The organism is Glycomyces sp. NPDC046736 (assembly GCF_040645615.1).
In the GTDB taxonomy this organism is placed as follows: domain Bacteria; phylum Actinomycetota; class Actinomycetes; order Mycobacteriales; family Micromonosporaceae; genus Glycomyces.
This window is the reverse complement of sequence record NZ_JBEYYO010000002.1, coordinates 65,903-80,327: the sequence shown is the minus strand read 5'-3', so window position 1 is coordinate 80,327 and position 14,425 is coordinate 65,903. Positions and strand designations below refer to the sequence as shown.

The window sequence follows — 14,425 nt, the reverse complement described above, 5'->3', positions numbered from 1 at the left end:
TGGGAGCCCCCATACAAGGCACGCCCTAAGCCGGGCGGCGCCGCTTCAGCAGGTAAGCCAGCCCGGCCGCCGGGAGCACCAGCGGCACGTAGCCGTAGCCCGAGCCGAAATGCGACCACACCGAAGGTTCGGGGAAGAGGTCCGGCACCGCGAAGCTCAAAGCGCCCACCGCGACCACCCCGGCCAGTTCGATCGCCACCGCGATCAGCGCGAGCCGCGCCGCCCCCCGGATGATCGCGATCGCGGCCACCAGGTAGATCGCTGCCGCGATCGCGCTGAGCGCGAAGCTCACCGGCGCGTCGCCGAACTTCGTCGCCACTTGGAACAGCGCCCGCGCCCCCGCCGAGACCGCGAACACCACGTACACGAGCACGATCAACCGCCCGAAACCGGCCGCCAGCGGCCGCGACCCGCCGACCTCAGACATGGATCTGCACCGTCCAGATCTGGTGCAGCCGCAGCATCAGCGCCGCCACGACCAGCCCCGACGCGGCCACCGTCCCGATCCCCCACCTGCTCCGGTCGATCGAGCCCCAGAAGCTCGCCACGACCGGCACCAGGATCGTGGTCACCAGGTAAGAGAAGAACATCGCCTTCCCGCCGCCCGCCTCGCCCGGCACGATCGCGATTGACACCGCGAGCTGCACGAGCAGCAGCGCCACCAGCGCCGCGATCCCCGCGAAATGCCGCCGCGCGACCCGCTGCGAACGCGCCGTCTCCACGAAGAACCAGGCGCTCATCGCCAAAGCGGCGCCCTGGACGGCGAGGTAGAGCCATTCGATCACGCACCTGACGCTAATACAGCCCCGCCGAGCCCCGCCCGCGCGCCCGCCGCACCGTGAGCGGCGCCCGCGTCGCACGCGCGTCCGGAAGCGCTCGCAAGACTAGACTTCGGCGTATGACCGACTTGACCCACGTGGACTCGACCGGCGCGGCCCGCATGGTCGACGTCTCCGGCAAGGAGCGCTCGCAGCGTTCGGCGCTCGCGACCGGGCATCTCGTCACCACGCCCGAGGTCGTCGCCGCGCTGCGGGGCAACTCGCTCAAGAAGGGCGACGCCCTGGCCACCGCCCGCATCGCCGGGATCATGGCCGCGAAGCGCACGCCCGACCTGGTCCCGCTGTGCCACCCGATCGCCATCAGCGGCGTCGAGGTCGATCTCCAGGTCACCGACGCGGGCGTCGACATCGCCGCCCGAGTCAAGACCGCCGACCGCACCGGGGTCGAGATGGAGGCCCTCACCGCGGTGTCGGTGGCGGGGTTGACACTGGTCGACATGGTCAAAGCTCTCGACCCGGCCGCGGTGATCGCCGACGTCCGCGTCGAGGAGAAACTCGGCGGGAAGACCGGCGTCTGGCGCCGCGCCCCGCAGGAAGGTGGAGACGCATGAGCGTGAGCGCATTGGTCGTCGTGGCCTCGAACCGGGCCGCCGACGGGGTGTACGCCGACGAGTCGGGCCCGATCCTCATCGAGGGCTTCGCCGCCAGCGGCTTCGGCGTTGCGGGCCCGCTGGTCGTCCACGACGGCGACGAGGTCGAGCAGGCCCTCCGCGACGCGGTCGACGACGGCTTCGACCTGGTCGTCACCTCCGGCGGCACCGGCCTGACCTCGCAGGACCTGACCCCGGAGGTGACGCGGCGCGTCATCGAACGCGAAGTCCCCGGCATCGCCGAGGCGATCAGGGCGGTGGGCCTGACGAAGACCCCGCACGCCGCACTGTCCCGCGCGATCGCCGGGACGGCCGGAAAGACGCTGATCGTGAACCTGGCGGGTTCGCGAGGCGCGGCGAAGGACGCACTCACGGTCCTCACGGCCGAGTTCGTGAGCCACGCGGTGACGCAGCTCCACGACGGCGATCACACGCGCGCCGAGGACGGCGGCGAACACCCGCGCGGCGAGACCGGCGCGGAGGCCGAAACCTGATGATCACCTCGTCCCGCCGAACCTCTGCCCGCCCCGCCATCAGCGGGACAGCCCAGACCGCAACGCCCACAGTCCGCCCGGCCGAGGAGGCCCGCGTCCGATGACCGATCCGATCCGTTGGGACCAGGCCCGCGAGACCGCTTGGGCCGCAGGGTTTTCGGCCCGGCCGGCCGCGAGCGAGTTGCCGTTCGCCGAGGCTGCCGGTTCGGCGCTGGCAGCGCCGCTCACGGCCGTGTCCGACCTGCCCGCGTTCCCCACCTCCGCGATCGACGGCTGGGCCGTCGCCGGGCCGGGCCCGTGGCGCGTCGAGGGCGCGGTCCTCGCCGGGCAGATTCCCGACCCGCTCGAACCGGGCCGCGCGGTCACGATCGCGACCGGCGCCCAGGTCCCCGAAGGCGCCGAGAGCCTCATCCGCCTCGAACACGGCACCGTCGAGGACGGCCTGGTCACCGGCCCGACCGCGCGCGAATGGCGCGACGCGGGTGAGGAGGCCCGCGCCGGAGAGGAGCTGCTCCCCGCGGGCACGCCCGTCACGCCCCCGGTGATCGGCCTCGCCGCCGCCGCCGGACACCTCACCCTCCCCGCGCACGGCCGCCCCTCCGCGCGCGTCGTCGTCTTCGGTGACGAGCTCCTGACCAGCGGTGTCTCCGCCAAAGGCCGCGTGCGCGACTCGCTGGGCCCGATGATCCCCCACATGCTCACGGCCGCAGGGGCGGACGCGGGGCCGAGCATCGGCCCGGTCGAGGACACATTGGACTCACATGTCGCCGCGCTCCGCGAAGCGCTCTCGGGCGCCGACCTCGTGTGCACCACCGGCGGCACCATGGTCGGCCCGGTCGACCACCTCCACGCCGCCCTCGCCGAGATCGGCGCCGAGTACGTGCTCAACACCGTCGCGGTCCGCCCCGGCTTCCCGATGCTGTTGGCGCGCACCGCGGACGGCAAGTTCATCGCCGGGCTCCCCGGCAACCCGCAATCGGCGGTGATCGCGGTCGTCACGGTCGTGGCCCCGCTCCTGGCGGGCCTGAGGGGCCTCCCGCTGCCGCCGCTGCGCTCGGCGCACCTGGCCGAGGACGTGCCCGGCCGCGGCGACTTCACCCACCTCGCGCTGCTCGACCCCGCCGGGCGCCGCCTCGCCCACCACGGCTCGGCGATGCTCCGCGGCCTGGCCGGGGCCGCGGGCTTCGCGGTGATCCCCCCGAACGCGTCCGCCGCCGCGGGCGACGCCGTCGAACTCGCCACCGTCCCAGGAGTCTCGTCATGATCCGCGCCCGCGTCCTCGACGCCCCGCTCGACCCCGCCGAGCACGAGCGGGCCGTGGCCTCGGCCGAAGCCGGTGCGGTCGTGTCGTTCTCGGGCAACGTGCGCAACCACGACCACGGACGCGGCGTCCTCTCCCTCTCCTACGAGGGCCACCCTTCCGCCGGTGAGCTGCTCCGCGAGATCGCCGAGGAGATCGCGGCCCGCCCCGGCGTTCGCGGCGTGGTGGTCTCGCATCGCGTGGGCGACTTGGCGATCGGCGACCCGGCCCTGGTCGCCGCGGTGGCCGCCGAGCACCGCAAGGAGGCGTTCGACGCGTGCGCCGACCTCGTCGACGAGGTCAAGGCGCGCCTGCCGATCTGGAAGCACCAGCATTTCGACGACGGCACCGACGAATGGGTCAACTGCCCTTGACCGCGAGCGGCGATCGGGCCACGGCCGCGCCTCGAACCCGCGGCGACTGCGTCACACCGACTACACAACTCGTGCCCGCTCATCACGCACAGTGCGCGTGATGCACGGAAATCGCCCGGTTGGCGGAGATAGTACCGCTGACCCTCGTGTTGACGATCGCCGGAAGTTGTGATGTGCTTACGTCCATGGTTGAACCGATCCGATGGGGAATCCTGGCGACCGGTGGAATCGCATCGACCTTTGTGGAAGATCTTGCCCTCCTCGACGATTGCCGCGTCACTGCTGTGGCCTCTCGATCGGCGGAGCGCGCCGCCGCGTTCGCCAAGAAGTACGACATCCCCCACGCCTGGGATTCCGTCCAGGCCCTCGCCGCCGACGATGAAGTGGACATCGTCTACGTGGCCACCCCCCATTCCCACCACTACCTGCCCACGCTCCAGCTCCTGGAGGCCGGCAAGCACGTCCTGTGCGAGAAGGCCTTCGCCTACAACGCCTCCCAGGCCCGCACCATGTTCGCCGTCGCCCGCGAGCACCAGCGGTTCCTCATGGAGGCCATGTGGACTCGCTGCAACCCCGCGATCCGCGAGATGCGCCGCGCCATCAAGGAGGGCATGATCGGCGAGGTCGTGTCCGTGCACGGCAACTTCGCGCTCTCCGGCGATTTCCCGCCCAGTCATCGCCTGCGCAACATCGAGCTCGCCGGCGGCGCCCTGCTGGACCTCGGGGTCTACCCGGTGACGTTGGCGCACTTGGCCCTCGGCGCGCCCGAGTCGATCACCGCCACCGCGGTCATGGACTCGACGGGCGTCGACGCGTACACCGCGATGACCCTGCGCTACCCGAACGCGGTCGCCCAGCTGTCGTGCTCGATCCGCGGCGGCGCCGCGAACGACGTCACGATCTCCGGCACCGAAGGCCGCATCGAACTGCGCGACTTCGCTTACCGCCCAAGCGGGTACACGCTGGTCCGCTACAACGAGGCGCCGCGCGAGTTCGAGGCCCCGTACGTGGGCCACGGCTACGTGCACGAGGCGCTCGAAGTCCACCGCGCGCTGCGTCAAGGCCGCCTGGAGTCGACCCTCGTGCCGCCGCAGAGCACCCTCGAAGTCATGGACATCCTCGACGAGGTGCGCTCCCAGATCGGGCTGCGCTACCCCGGCGAGACCCACCCGAAGTAGCGGTGCCGCAAGGGGATCAGTACTCGATCTCCTTGCGCGCCGCCTCCCGCTTGGCCACGATGCCCGCGTGCTTCTCACGCAGCCAGGCGACCCGGTTCTCCGCGTTGACGATCGCGGTCTCCTCGGCCTCTTCGACGACGATCCCCCGCTGCCGGGCCTCCTCCCGGAACACCTGGTCGAGGTTCGGCAGCAGGGCCATCACCGGCGCGGTGAAGTAGCCGGTCTCGGCCTCCTTGGTGCGGATCCAGCCCTTGTACTCGATTTCGCACACCACTTGGCGGCGACCGGCTTCGGGGTCGCGGATCGCGAGGTCGGCGACCATCGCCCAGATCGTGAAGATCGCCGACGTGGCCTTCTCCGAAACCCAGCCGCGCCCGGGCACCGGCGGCAGCAGGTTGGCGATGGTGTCGGTGAACGAGTCGGTCGAGAGCTTCTGCACGATCCCGTCGAGCGAACGCGTACGGATCGCTTTGACCTTGTGCCACTTGGCGGTCGAGCCGTCGAACCCGACCTCCTTCGGGCCGATGTCGATCGTGCCGAAGTTGTCGAGCAGCCCCAGCAGCATCCCGGTTCCCAAGGGCGGCTTGTTCCCTGAGGTGATGAGCTTGCCAAGGCTCCACTGCCATTCCTGGGCCACAGGGGAGATCGGCAGCGGGAGCCGCCCCAGGAGCTCCTCGATGTCGCCCTCTTTGAACGCCGACTTGGCGTCCGAGGCGAACGTCTGCGCCGCGTCGCGCTTGTCGGCCGCGTAACCCGTTGCGGCGTCGCGCTTGTCGCGCGCGAACCCGGTCGCGGCGTCGCGCTTCTCGCGGGCGGTCTCGACGCCCACGTCGACGACCATCTTCCCGGCGTCCTGCGCGCGCTGCTTCATCTGCTCAAGGCGGTCTTTCATACCCATGCGAGCAACATACAGGTACAGGGCAACCATCCGGTCACCCAGCGGCACTACGGCTGCGAGCCGGGAATCCGGTCGAGCCAGCCCGCGAGGTTCGGGTCCCCGCCGAGGAACTGCTTCGCCAGCTCGGCGCTCTTCTCCTCGTGGATCGTCTGCGCCTCCCCGATGAGCCGCACGATGGTCGGGCTCAGCGTCTGGCGCATCCGCATCGCGGACTCGTCGATGCGGATCTCGGCGACCTTGCCGTCCTTGTCGAGCTTGACCGCGATCCGCCCGTCCTCGGAGAACACCTCGACCTGCTGGTCGCCGAGCTGCTGCTGAAGGTCCTCGTAACGGCGCAGCGTGGTCTCGGCCTGCCGCTGGATCTCCTCCAGGCGGGCCATCATGTCCTGCGGACCCGGCTTGTCGCTCATGCTTCCTCCCCTTCGCCGAGCAGGGTGTCGACCCCGCTCATGCTCCTCGTGATTGCGGCCGTCAGCTCCGCGGTGACCTTCGCGTCGGCGGCGTGGAGGGTCTCCACGATCAGCTCGCCGAGCTCCACCCCGCTCAACTGGAACGCGTTGAGCCGCAGGTCGAGCTCCTTGACGCGCCCGCCCGGGGCGCTCACGACGCGCACCTCGCCCTCCTCGCTCACCACCTCGGCCTGCGCCTCGGTGGCCATCCGCTGGATGTCGAGCGCGCGCTGGCGCATCTCCCCTGCCTGGTCCATGGGACTCCCTCCCGGAGCCGCGCTCGCGGCCCCACTCGATTCGATCAGTGGCCGGATTCGGACGGTACGTCGGCGGTGGTCACGGGTGGTCCACGAAACGTTTGACGGCGAGGAACTCGTCGAGGTACGTCTCGATCGGGTGGCGGTCGTGCCGGAAATACCGGTCCTCGCGCTCGAACATCACCAGCCAGTGCCCCCTCGCGCCCCAACCGCGAACGAACACCTCGCGCACATAAGGCCGCGCCGCCAGCGCCGCAGAGCCGGTCCCCGGCGCGCAGTACAGCCTGGGCGCGGTCATGCCCGACGCCTTGTCGACGGCCCGCTGGATGCCCCGGCCGACGGTCCGGCTGAGCAGCCCCGCCTTCGGATCGGCCTTGGGCATCGGCTGGACCGGCCCGGGCACCGCCTCGTAATTCGACGGGTACCAGTCGAGGTGGTACGGCCGCTTCGCGCCGAGCGCTTGGTCGAACACCAGGTCAGGAACCGGTTCGGGCAAGCGAGTGCCCACGAACCGGTACGGCCAGAAGCTGCCGCCCTCGCCGTGGTTGAACACCGTGTAGCTGAAGAACGGGACGCCCTGCCAGACGCCCTCGCAATACCCGTCAACCTGGTTGAGCGGGTACCGAAGCCCCCGCAGCTCCCCGAACTGCGCCGCGAGCCGAGCGTCGGCCGCGATAGCCCCCTCAGGAAGCGCGCCGCGCCACACCAGCCCCCGCTCCCGCGAGTACTCCTCCCACATCCGCACCGCGGCGGCAGCGACCTCCTGCGGCGTAGGCGGCGGCTTGTCGAACGGATCGGGAATCGGCTCGTAGATCTTCCCTGCGACGTCGAGCGCGCGCCCGATCTTGCTCTTCTGCGGCCCGTAGGGGTAGTCCACTACGTCACCTGGAATTTGGGCACGTTCACGAGCTCGGCGATGAACGGCTTGAAGATCGCGAAGACGTCCTGGATCAGGGTCAGCAGGTCCCCCAGGCCCTGGAAGACCTGGATCGCAGCCTGGATCATCTGGATCGCGTCGAGCACGAGCCCGGCGATCTTCGCGACGGTCATGGCGATCGCGACCGGCGCGTACGCGCCCAGCGTCGCGATGCTGGCCGCGACCTGCGGGGCGATCGTCTTGATGACCCAGCAGACCCCGTCGGTGATCAGCTTCTGCACGAACTGGCGCAGCGCCTGGGCGATCCCGGCGAACATCTGGAGCACGCCCTGCATGCCGTACGCGAGGAAGCCCATCGCGTCGATCATCAGCCCGAGCTCCATGACGCGGGCGCGCGCGGCCGAACCGGCGTCGCCCTCCCAGTCGGCCAGCTCGCCGTCGACCACGGTGTTCATGTAATCGGCGATCGGCGGCATCGCGCCGGCGACCTCCTGCCACATGTTCGCCGAGACGTTCATGCGCGCCTCGTTGCCGGTGACTACGCCGAGGATGTCCTCCAGCGGCTGGAACGTCTGCACCAGGAAGTCCACGAGGGTCCCGACCAGCCACTTCAGCGGGTCGAGGCCGACCGCGCCCTTGGACTTCGAAAGGAAGTTCTCGTACTTGCCCTGGTTGGCCCCCATGCCGCTCTGGACGCCGCTGGTACCGCTGTTGATGGCGTTCCAGTCCATCTTGAGGTTGGCACCGAGCTGCCCGAAGCCGCCGCTCCTGAGGTCGCTGCCCATGTCCTTGAAACCCTGCGAGTACGTCCCGGCGTTCATCGCCAGGTTCATCGCGCTCGGGGTCTTCACGAGGGTCTGGTGGTCGAGGGCGTTCAAGGCGCCGTTGCCGACGTCGGCGACGTTGCCGTTCGAGTCCTCGCCGAAGCTCCCCTGGTTCGGGGAGTCCGAGAAGTCTTGCATTCCGTGATCGCTCATCGCGGGCCGATCCTCAGGTTTGGGTGATCATGGGGTCGTTCTGGGTGTTGCTCTTGTAGTCGCCCGCCGCGCCCGAAAGGTCGGTGAGCAGCGAAGCGAAGCCCTCGCCGATGGTCGAGTCGATCTCGACGTAACCGTCCTTGCTGTCTTCGAGGCGCTGGCTCAGGCCGTCGATGGCCTCCCCGGTCTCCTTGAGCAGGTCCCGCCACCCGTCGGCGAGCGCGAAGTAGAGCGGTGCGGTCACCAGTCCGGCGACGCCCCACATCCACCACTCGGGGTCGGCTTCGGTCGAGTACTCGGACGCCTTGTCCGCGTACGAGATCGCCTCCCGCAGCTTCGTGGCCGCGGCGGTCAGGTCGTCCGGGTTCACTCCCAGTCCCGACATGCTGTCCTCCAGGGGGGTTCGTGCCTGCGCGCAAGCGCTGAGCCTGCGCTTCCACCGGTTCGAACCAGCATAAAACGAAGCTGCCACGGCCCCCAGGGGGCCTGCTCAGAGCCGGTCGCAGCGGGCCGCCAGCTCGCGCAGGAACGCGACTTCGGCGTGCAGCCCGCGCTTGCCGCGGCGGCGCAGGCGCTCCTCGCCCCACGCGACGACCCACCCGCCGAGGACGGCCCAGGAGCGGCGCGGCTTGGCCAGGAGCGCGCGTTCGTCGATGAGCGCGCGGGCGAACGCGTGCTCGACCGCCGAGACCCGCATGAGCCGCTCGGCGGTCGCGTCCTGGAGGTGGACCCTGGTTCCGCCTGGGAGCCAACCGCATTCGTCTTTGGTGAACACGGGCACCCACTTGCGCACCACGACCCCGGGCCGGGCCCGCGCGAGCGGCACGGCGATGAACGCGCCGCCGGGGTGCAGGTTCTGATGCTCGACGTGGTCCTCCCCGAGCGGCACGGCGACCGTGCGCTCCCAGGCGAGCACGTGCCCGCCGTCGAACTGCCCGGAGACGAGGTTGCGCAGCGCCCCGGTCCCGATCTCGCCGAACGCCTGGGCGATGCGCGGCGCCTCGGCCACCGCTTCGTAACGCAGGCCGTGCTTCTCGGCGAATCGGGCGGTTCGTTTCGCGTGGACACGGCGGTCGACCGAGTCGACCCCGGAGGTCACGAGTCCTTCGAACAACAACTCGACCATGGAGGGGCTCCTTCGAGTTCAGCACCGCAGTGCAAGGGGTTCGCTCACGATAACGGTCGTTGGCATTCAGACGGGCGTCTTCCAATAGGCGAGCCGTTTGACGGGGTCGTCCATCCATTCGGCTTGGAACTCTTCGGGTTCGACGTAGAGCAGGCCGTCCCGGACCTGGACGGGACCGGTCTCGCCGGGCCCGCGGTCGACGTTGAGGTGCGCGTCGGCCCGCACCGCGGCCACCTCGCCCGCCCGCACCTCGAACTCGCAGCGTCCGGTGATGCGTTGCGGCGCAGCGAACCCGGGCGGCACCGTGTTGAAGTCGACCTCGACCGTGTGCGTACCAGGGTCCAGCGGGTACCACCAGTTGCCCCAGGTCGCGGGCTGTTCGAGCCCGTCAATGCGCACCTTCGGCGGCGCGACGGGTCGATGTCGAAGCTCACCGCCACCGCAGCTGGAAGTCCACACAGGAGGAACACGATCGAGAGCCACTCGTACAGGAAGACTTTGGAGGCCGGGAGCTGGAACTCGCCCACATCGGGGCCGAACACGGCGGTCCGGTCGGCCTCCTCCAGCCAGGTGAGCGTCGTCTTCTGCTGCTCGGCGATCTCGACCACGATGGGGCTGTTGGCCACGCCCCCTTGGACTTCGACCACATGCGTGCCCACCGGCAGCACCACGTGGACGTCGCCCTCCCCGACCGCGACGGCCTCGCCGTCGACCAGCGCCACGGGCATCGTGGCCGCCGCGTCCAGCACCAGTTCGAGCCGCCCGGTCCCGTCCTCGGTCGCGATCGGGTTGCGCTGCAACGTCTCGAACCGAGAGGGCAGCACCTCGAGAGCCGGGTCCCGGTGGAACAGCGGCCGCGCCCGCACCCGCCGCCCGCGCAGATCCTTATGCCGGTGCGGGTAACGCCGGTAGGACCGCTCCAGATTCTTGGGGATGGCCTTGCGGTCGGTCTTGACCATCAATATCTCCTGCCCGGGCGGCTTCTGCGCGAGGCCCAGTTGCTCATATGGGTCGCTCCTCAATCCTGGGCGTTCCACCGCCGCACGTGCCACCAGATGACTCCGACGACCAGACCGATCCCCGCGAATGCCACCCACATGTTGAGGTCGGGCCGTTCCATCGTGGCGGCGGGTGCGATGCCGAACGTGGTGTCCACGACGCGGTCGCCTTCGGCGAGTCGGTTCACCCGGCTCACCTCGACAGAGTCGCGTTCACCTTCGGACCATTCGACCTCGGCTTGGCACGACCTGCCGAACCATAGGCTCATCATGTCGCGCTCGCAGCTCTCGATCGACACCACTGCACCGTGGTCGGAAGCCTCGTCGGCGGGCGCGGACAAGTACCAGAGCACGAGGGACATGACGAATGACGCCGGGATCATGAAGAGCACGGTGTTCATCCCGACGTACGCGGTCTTCGGGCTTCGGAAGCCTCGCAGGAAGTACCGCTTCGGGAGCACACTCGCCTCGCAGATCGGGGGTAAAGGCAATGCCGAGCCGCGGGGTTCGCGGCTCGGCATCGTTTGTGGTGCTTATGCGTAGGGGTCGGTGTCTTCGTTGCCGATGCCCCAGACGTCGTCGTCTTCGGTGAGGAAGGTGCTGTTCTCGCCCTGGTTCTCACCTTGGCCGCCGCCCATGCCGCGACCGCCGCCGCCCATCATGCCGCCGCCCATCATGCCGCCACGACCGCCTCCGGCGCCCATGCCTTTGCCCATGCCCTTGGCGCCACCGGCACCGGCACCACCGGCGCCGCGGCCCATGCCGCCGGCGCCCATCATGCCGCCGCCCATGCCGCCACCGGCACCACCACCGGGGATGCCGCCACCGGCACCGCCGCCGAGGCCGCCACCGGCGCCCCCACCGAGGCCGCCGCCGGGCCCACCGCCGAGCCCGCCACCACCGAGGCCACCGCCAGAGGCGAGACCACCGGAGGGCAGGTCACCGGTACCGGGCTTGGTCGAGGGGCTCCAGGGGTTGGAGCCGCCCGTCCCGGGAAGCTTGGGGTCCTTGTTGGGGTTGGGCTCGAACGCGCCGGGCTTGCCGAGGTCGGAGCCGTCGATGCTGCCCGGAGTGGGGGTGTCGAGGCCCGGGTAGTCGCCAGGACCGCCACCGCCGCCAGGCAGCCCGCCGCCACCGCCGGGCATGCCACCGCCGCCACCGGGACCGCCGCCGCCGTTCAAGTTGGGGTCCTTGTCGGTGACGGTGGTGGCGGTCTTCTGCGTGGTCGGGTCACTGTGCGAGGAGAACGTGGTGTTCGCGTTGTACTCGCGGCCGACGATGTCGTTGTTGATGTCCTCGGAAGCCTGAACATAGTCGGTGTTGACCTTGCTCATGGCTTCTTCGTTCTCGAGCAGGTACTCGTCGCGAACGTCGACGTACAGCTTCTCCCAGTCGGTGGGCTTGAGCGGGTATGCGAGCGGGTTGCCGCCGTCTTGGACGTATTGGCGAACCTCTTCGTTGTAAGCCTCGTTCTCCTGCTGCCGACGCCTGGTTTCGGTGTCGATGGTGTTGTTGTACTCCTCCATCGTTCCTTGAGGGAAACCGACCATCTGCAAGGCGTAGTCGGGAGTGATGTGTGTGCACTCCCCACCGCTCCACCATGGCGGGCGGCAGTGGGCGTAGTCGTCTTTGAAGAGCCCGACGAACCAGTTCTGCTCCTTGGTCCACAACTGGGGCGCGGGGAAGGGAATGAAACCCTCGTCACCCCCCTGGGCTTCCCAGATCTCCTTAGACTCCTTCTTGAGCATGTCCCTAAGCTCGGTCGAGCTGTCGACGACCTCTTGGGCAATCTTCTTCAACTCGTCGATGTTGCTTTCAAGCGCGTCGAAGTCGTCGCCGGTCCACTCTTCGGCGAGTTGGGTCGTATAGGTATGAAGCAGGCCGGGAAGCTCCGCCAGCGGAACTTTGACTTGCTGGTCCCATGCTTCCGAAAGGCTGTCCAAGGCATGGTCTTCGGCACCAGTCGGGCGGACGGACCGAATGATGCGGCGGAGGTCTTCCGGATCAGGCATCGCGTGGGAGAGGTCGTTCTCCGGATAAAGATACGAACCGTCGGCACCGTCCCGCCTCGGCACGGCGGACATCAGGTTCTGCCAAGCCAGCTCGACCTCGGTGTTGTTCTTCAGCGGGCATCCGTCTTCACCGCACGTGGAACTCGACGATTCGTTGTTGATGTTCTGCAACGTCGTCGTGTCACCGGAATGCCCGAGGGTGTCGAGTTCGACCGGCTTAGTGTCCTCGTCGAACTTGTCGTCGAATGTCGGTCCTCTGTCACTCACTGGAACTCACTCCCGTCTCTTCCAGTCGTTCAGATACGGCGCTCTGAATGCTGGGCAGTGCCACATCAAGCAGATAGTCTCGTGCTTCGTCGACCGTGAAGTCGGCTTGGTTGCCCGGGCCCCCGGTGACGAGCTCGCTCCCCGTCTCCAGCGTGATCACGATCAGGTAGGCCCCATCGCGAACATAAAGCTTGAAGGCATCCCCTACCCCGTAGTTCCCCAGGAAGAGCACACCTTCGTCCCAGCCTGTGATTTCCTTCTCTGCATAGTTGCCCTCGCCGTATAGGTCCCGCGCGATGTCTGACAGCTCGGTGAAGCGCGCGGAGGCCTCCTCCTCATTCGGCTTAGGCACATACGAAATGTCCAGGTAGCCGGAGGCGAGGCCGGGATTGTCCTCAGTCTCTTCAGACCACTCCACGAGGTTCGAGCACATGGCGTGGTCGGGCGGTGTCCCGCCACCAGGCGCCGAGCTGATGTAATCCTCGTCAATGGAGAACGCGCGAAGCGTTTCAGTCAGATCGCTGTAAGTGTCACCGAGAACCTCGCAAGGGTCCCAACTCCGCATCTCGGAATAGACAGCAGCGGCATCAGTATCGGCCCCGCCTTCAGTCGAGCTCGAATCGTCGGTGCTGCTGCCCGGCGGAGGGGGATTCTCGCCGTCCGAGCCGCAGGCTCCGAGAAACAGCAAGGATGCCAGCGAGACCGCAGCGGCACCGGTTGCATTGCGGATCTTCATGCAGCACTCCTTGAAATGTTTCGAAACTGGCGAGTCGCCCCGCTGGTCATAACTCGATTACCCCAGCGCATCCGAGTAGTCTTCCGTGGTGGCGCTGTTGTTCCCCGCTTCGGAACCGATCTCACCGGCGGACAACAGGTTGCTACTGGCGGACATCTCTTCGTACTGGGTTTTGAAGTCGTCAACGGTGTAGTCCTCGGAGGTCTCGTAACCTTCGAGTGCCGCGTTGAGCGCCTGAATGACGCCGAACAGCGATTGGCGCAGCGCCTGGAGGTTCCCCCACGCCGTTGAATGCGACGTCGAATAGGTCTGCGCGGCTTTGATGCCTTCGCTGGTGGTACCGAACCCGGGTGCTTTCTTCAGCGCCCCGGTCTTGATCGTGTCGATCGGGCCGCCTTCGGCTTCGAGTACGTCCTCAAGCCAATACAGCAGGAAGTCTCGGTACCGGGCTACCGCGTCAGCGTCGAACTTGCGCTCTGCCATTAGGGTCCTCCGGGGCCAGGGGATTGGGGTTTCAGGTCATTTTTCAGGTTAGCAAAGGCTCGCAACCTGTGCAGTCCTGGCAAACCGCAGGAAAAACCCAGGTCAAACCGACCCTCCACCCACCAATCCACACCCGCCGACACCCCAGCGCGCCCCTTCTGGGGTGGCATCCGTCACTGATGTCCGCCCCTGCCCCATTCGCCCGGCGATGCCGCCTGGTCAGGTGTAGAGGTCGTCGCCTTCTGTCAGGCGGAGTAGGTCTGTTGCTACCTGGTGGTCGACCGTGCCGTTGTTTTCGATCGCGGATTGGAGGCCGGCGATGAGGCCGTGGAGGGTGCCTCGGAGGTATTGGAGGTTGCGCCAGGTGGTGGCGTGGAAGTCGGCGTATTCGACGGTGGCGTTCTCGGTGGCGCCGGGGCTGGAGCCGAAGGCCGGGGCCTTCTTGAGGGTGCCTTCGCGAAGGGACGGGATGATGTCGCCCTCGAGCTCTTCGAGCAGTTCGACGAGGAACTGCCGGTAGCGTTCGAGCGCGGCCGGATCGAAAGCGCGCGTTGCCATTCGGTGCTCCTT

Annotated in this window: 20 protein-coding genes; 5 read left to right on the top strand and 15 right to left on the bottom strand. The window is 68.4% G+C overall.

Going from position 1 to position 14,425, the window contains the following annotated elements; all coding sequences use genetic code 11:
* Positions 1–25: 25 nt before the first annotated feature.
* Together AB0B28_RS02270 and AB0B28_RS02265 are read right to left on the bottom strand one after the other, a co-directional pair.
* Positions 26–427 carry a hypothetical protein gene (locus tag AB0B28_RS02270; RefSeq protein ID WP_360115110.1) on the bottom strand — a complete coding sequence of 134 codons (402 nt, stop codon included), beginning with the start codon at positions 425–427 and terminating at the stop codon, positions 26–28.
* On the bottom strand, positions 420–785 hold the full coding sequence (locus tag AB0B28_RS02265; RefSeq protein ID WP_360115107.1) for a hypothetical protein: 366 nt from the start codon (positions 783–785) through the stop codon (positions 420–422). Before AB0B28_RS02265 ends, AB0B28_RS02270 begins: the two co-directional genes overlap by 8 nt.
* 113 nt (positions 786–898) lie before the next feature.
* On the opposite strand from AB0B28_RS02265, the gene moaC reads away from it, so the two are divergent.
* From moaC to AB0B28_RS02240, 5 genes are all read left to right on the top strand, one after another.
* Positions 899–1,390, top strand: coding sequence for a cyclic pyranopterin monophosphate synthase MoaC (gene moaC / locus AB0B28_RS02260; protein ID WP_360115104.1), 492 nt, complete (start codon positions 899–901; stop codon positions 1,388–1,390).
* A complete protein-coding gene (locus tag AB0B28_RS02255; RefSeq protein ID WP_360115101.1) occupies positions 1,387–1,923 on the top strand; it encodes a MogA/MoaB family molybdenum cofactor biosynthesis protein in 537 nt (178 codons plus the stop codon). The genes moaC and AB0B28_RS02255 overlap by 4 nt, the downstream gene beginning before the upstream one ends.
* A gap of 100 nt (positions 1,924–2,023) precedes the next feature.
* Positions 2,024–3,187, top strand: coding sequence for a molybdopterin molybdotransferase MoeA (locus AB0B28_RS02250; protein ID WP_360115098.1), 1,164 nt, complete (start codon positions 2,024–2,026; stop codon positions 3,185–3,187).
* Positions 3,184–3,597: a molybdenum cofactor biosynthesis protein MoaE gene (locus AB0B28_RS02245; protein ID WP_360115095.1), complete on the top strand. Its 414-nt coding sequence runs from the start codon at positions 3,184–3,186 to the stop codon at positions 3,595–3,597. Before AB0B28_RS02250 ends, AB0B28_RS02245 begins: the two co-directional genes overlap by 4 nt.
* A gap of 185 nt (positions 3,598–3,782) precedes the next feature.
* Positions 3,783–4,775 (top strand): Gfo/Idh/MocA family oxidoreductase, encoded by a 993-nt coding sequence (locus tag AB0B28_RS02240; protein ID WP_360115092.1) that lies wholly within the window; start codon positions 3,783–3,785, stop codon positions 4,773–4,775.
* Between the two features lie 16 nt (positions 4,776–4,791).
* On the opposite strand, the gene AB0B28_RS02235 is transcribed toward AB0B28_RS02240, so the two are convergent.
* The 13 genes from AB0B28_RS02235 to AB0B28_RS02175 form a co-directional block, all read right to left on the bottom strand.
* A complete protein-coding gene (locus AB0B28_RS02235) occupies positions 4,792–5,673 on the bottom strand; it encodes a hypothetical protein (protein WP_360115089.1) in 882 nt (293 codons plus the stop codon).
* Positions 5,674–5,720: 47 nt separating this feature from the next.
* A complete protein-coding gene (locus AB0B28_RS02230) occupies positions 5,721–6,083 on the bottom strand; it encodes a YbaB/EbfC family nucleoid-associated protein (protein ID WP_360115086.1) in 363 nt (120 codons plus the stop codon).
* A complete protein-coding gene (locus AB0B28_RS02225) occupies positions 6,080–6,379 on the bottom strand; it encodes a YbaB/EbfC family nucleoid-associated protein (protein WP_360115083.1) in 300 nt (99 codons plus the stop codon). The genes AB0B28_RS02230 and AB0B28_RS02225 overlap by 4 nt, the downstream gene beginning before the upstream one ends.
* Before the next feature lie 79 nt (positions 6,380–6,458).
* Positions 6,459–7,256, bottom strand: coding sequence for a hypothetical protein (locus AB0B28_RS02220; RefSeq protein WP_360115080.1), 798 nt, complete (start codon positions 7,254–7,256; stop codon positions 6,459–6,461).
* Positions 7,256–8,233: a hypothetical protein gene (locus AB0B28_RS02215; RefSeq protein WP_360115077.1), complete on the bottom strand. Its 978-nt coding sequence runs from the start codon at positions 8,231–8,233 to the stop codon at positions 7,256–7,258. Before AB0B28_RS02215 ends, AB0B28_RS02220 begins: the two co-directional genes overlap by 1 nt.
* Positions 8,234–8,246: 13 nt before the next feature.
* Complete coding sequence (locus AB0B28_RS02210) at positions 8,247–8,618, bottom strand: hypothetical protein (protein ID WP_360115074.1); 372 nt, start codon at positions 8,616–8,618, stop codon at positions 8,247–8,249.
* A 105-nt stretch (positions 8,619–8,723) separates the two neighbouring features.
* Positions 8,724–9,359, bottom strand: a complete 636-nt coding sequence (locus tag AB0B28_RS02205) for a hypothetical protein (RefSeq protein ID WP_360115071.1) — start codon at positions 9,357–9,359, stop codon at positions 8,724–8,726.
* Positions 9,360–9,425: 66 nt separating this feature from the next.
* Positions 9,426–9,758, bottom strand: a complete 333-nt coding sequence (locus AB0B28_RS02200; RefSeq protein ID WP_360115068.1) for a hypothetical protein — start codon at positions 9,756–9,758, stop codon at positions 9,426–9,428.
* Positions 9,759–10,377: 619 nt separating this feature from the next.
* Entirely contained in the window at positions 10,378–10,758 is a 381-nt protein-coding gene (locus AB0B28_RS02195; protein ID WP_360115065.1) for a hypothetical protein, read from the bottom strand.
* 132 nt (positions 10,759–10,890) lie between these two features.
* A complete protein-coding gene (locus AB0B28_RS02190) occupies positions 10,891–12,636 on the bottom strand; it encodes a hypothetical protein (RefSeq protein WP_360115062.1) in 1,746 nt (581 codons plus the stop codon).
* The gene (locus AB0B28_RS02185; RefSeq protein ID WP_360115059.1) at positions 12,629–13,372 is read right to left on the bottom strand and encodes a hypothetical protein; all 744 of its coding nucleotides are present in this window, start codon (positions 13,370–13,372) and stop codon (positions 12,629–12,631) included. Before AB0B28_RS02185 ends, AB0B28_RS02190 begins: the two co-directional genes overlap by 8 nt.
* 57 nt (positions 13,373–13,429) lie before the next feature.
* On the bottom strand, positions 13,430–13,855 hold the full coding sequence (locus tag AB0B28_RS02180) for a hypothetical protein (protein WP_360115057.1): 426 nt from the start codon (positions 13,853–13,855) through the stop codon (positions 13,430–13,432).
* 219 nt (positions 13,856–14,074) lie between these two features.
* Positions 14,075–14,413: a hypothetical protein gene (locus tag AB0B28_RS02175; RefSeq protein ID WP_360115054.1), complete on the bottom strand. Its 339-nt coding sequence runs from the start codon at positions 14,411–14,413 to the stop codon at positions 14,075–14,077.
* Positions 14,414–14,425: the final 12 nt, after the last annotated feature.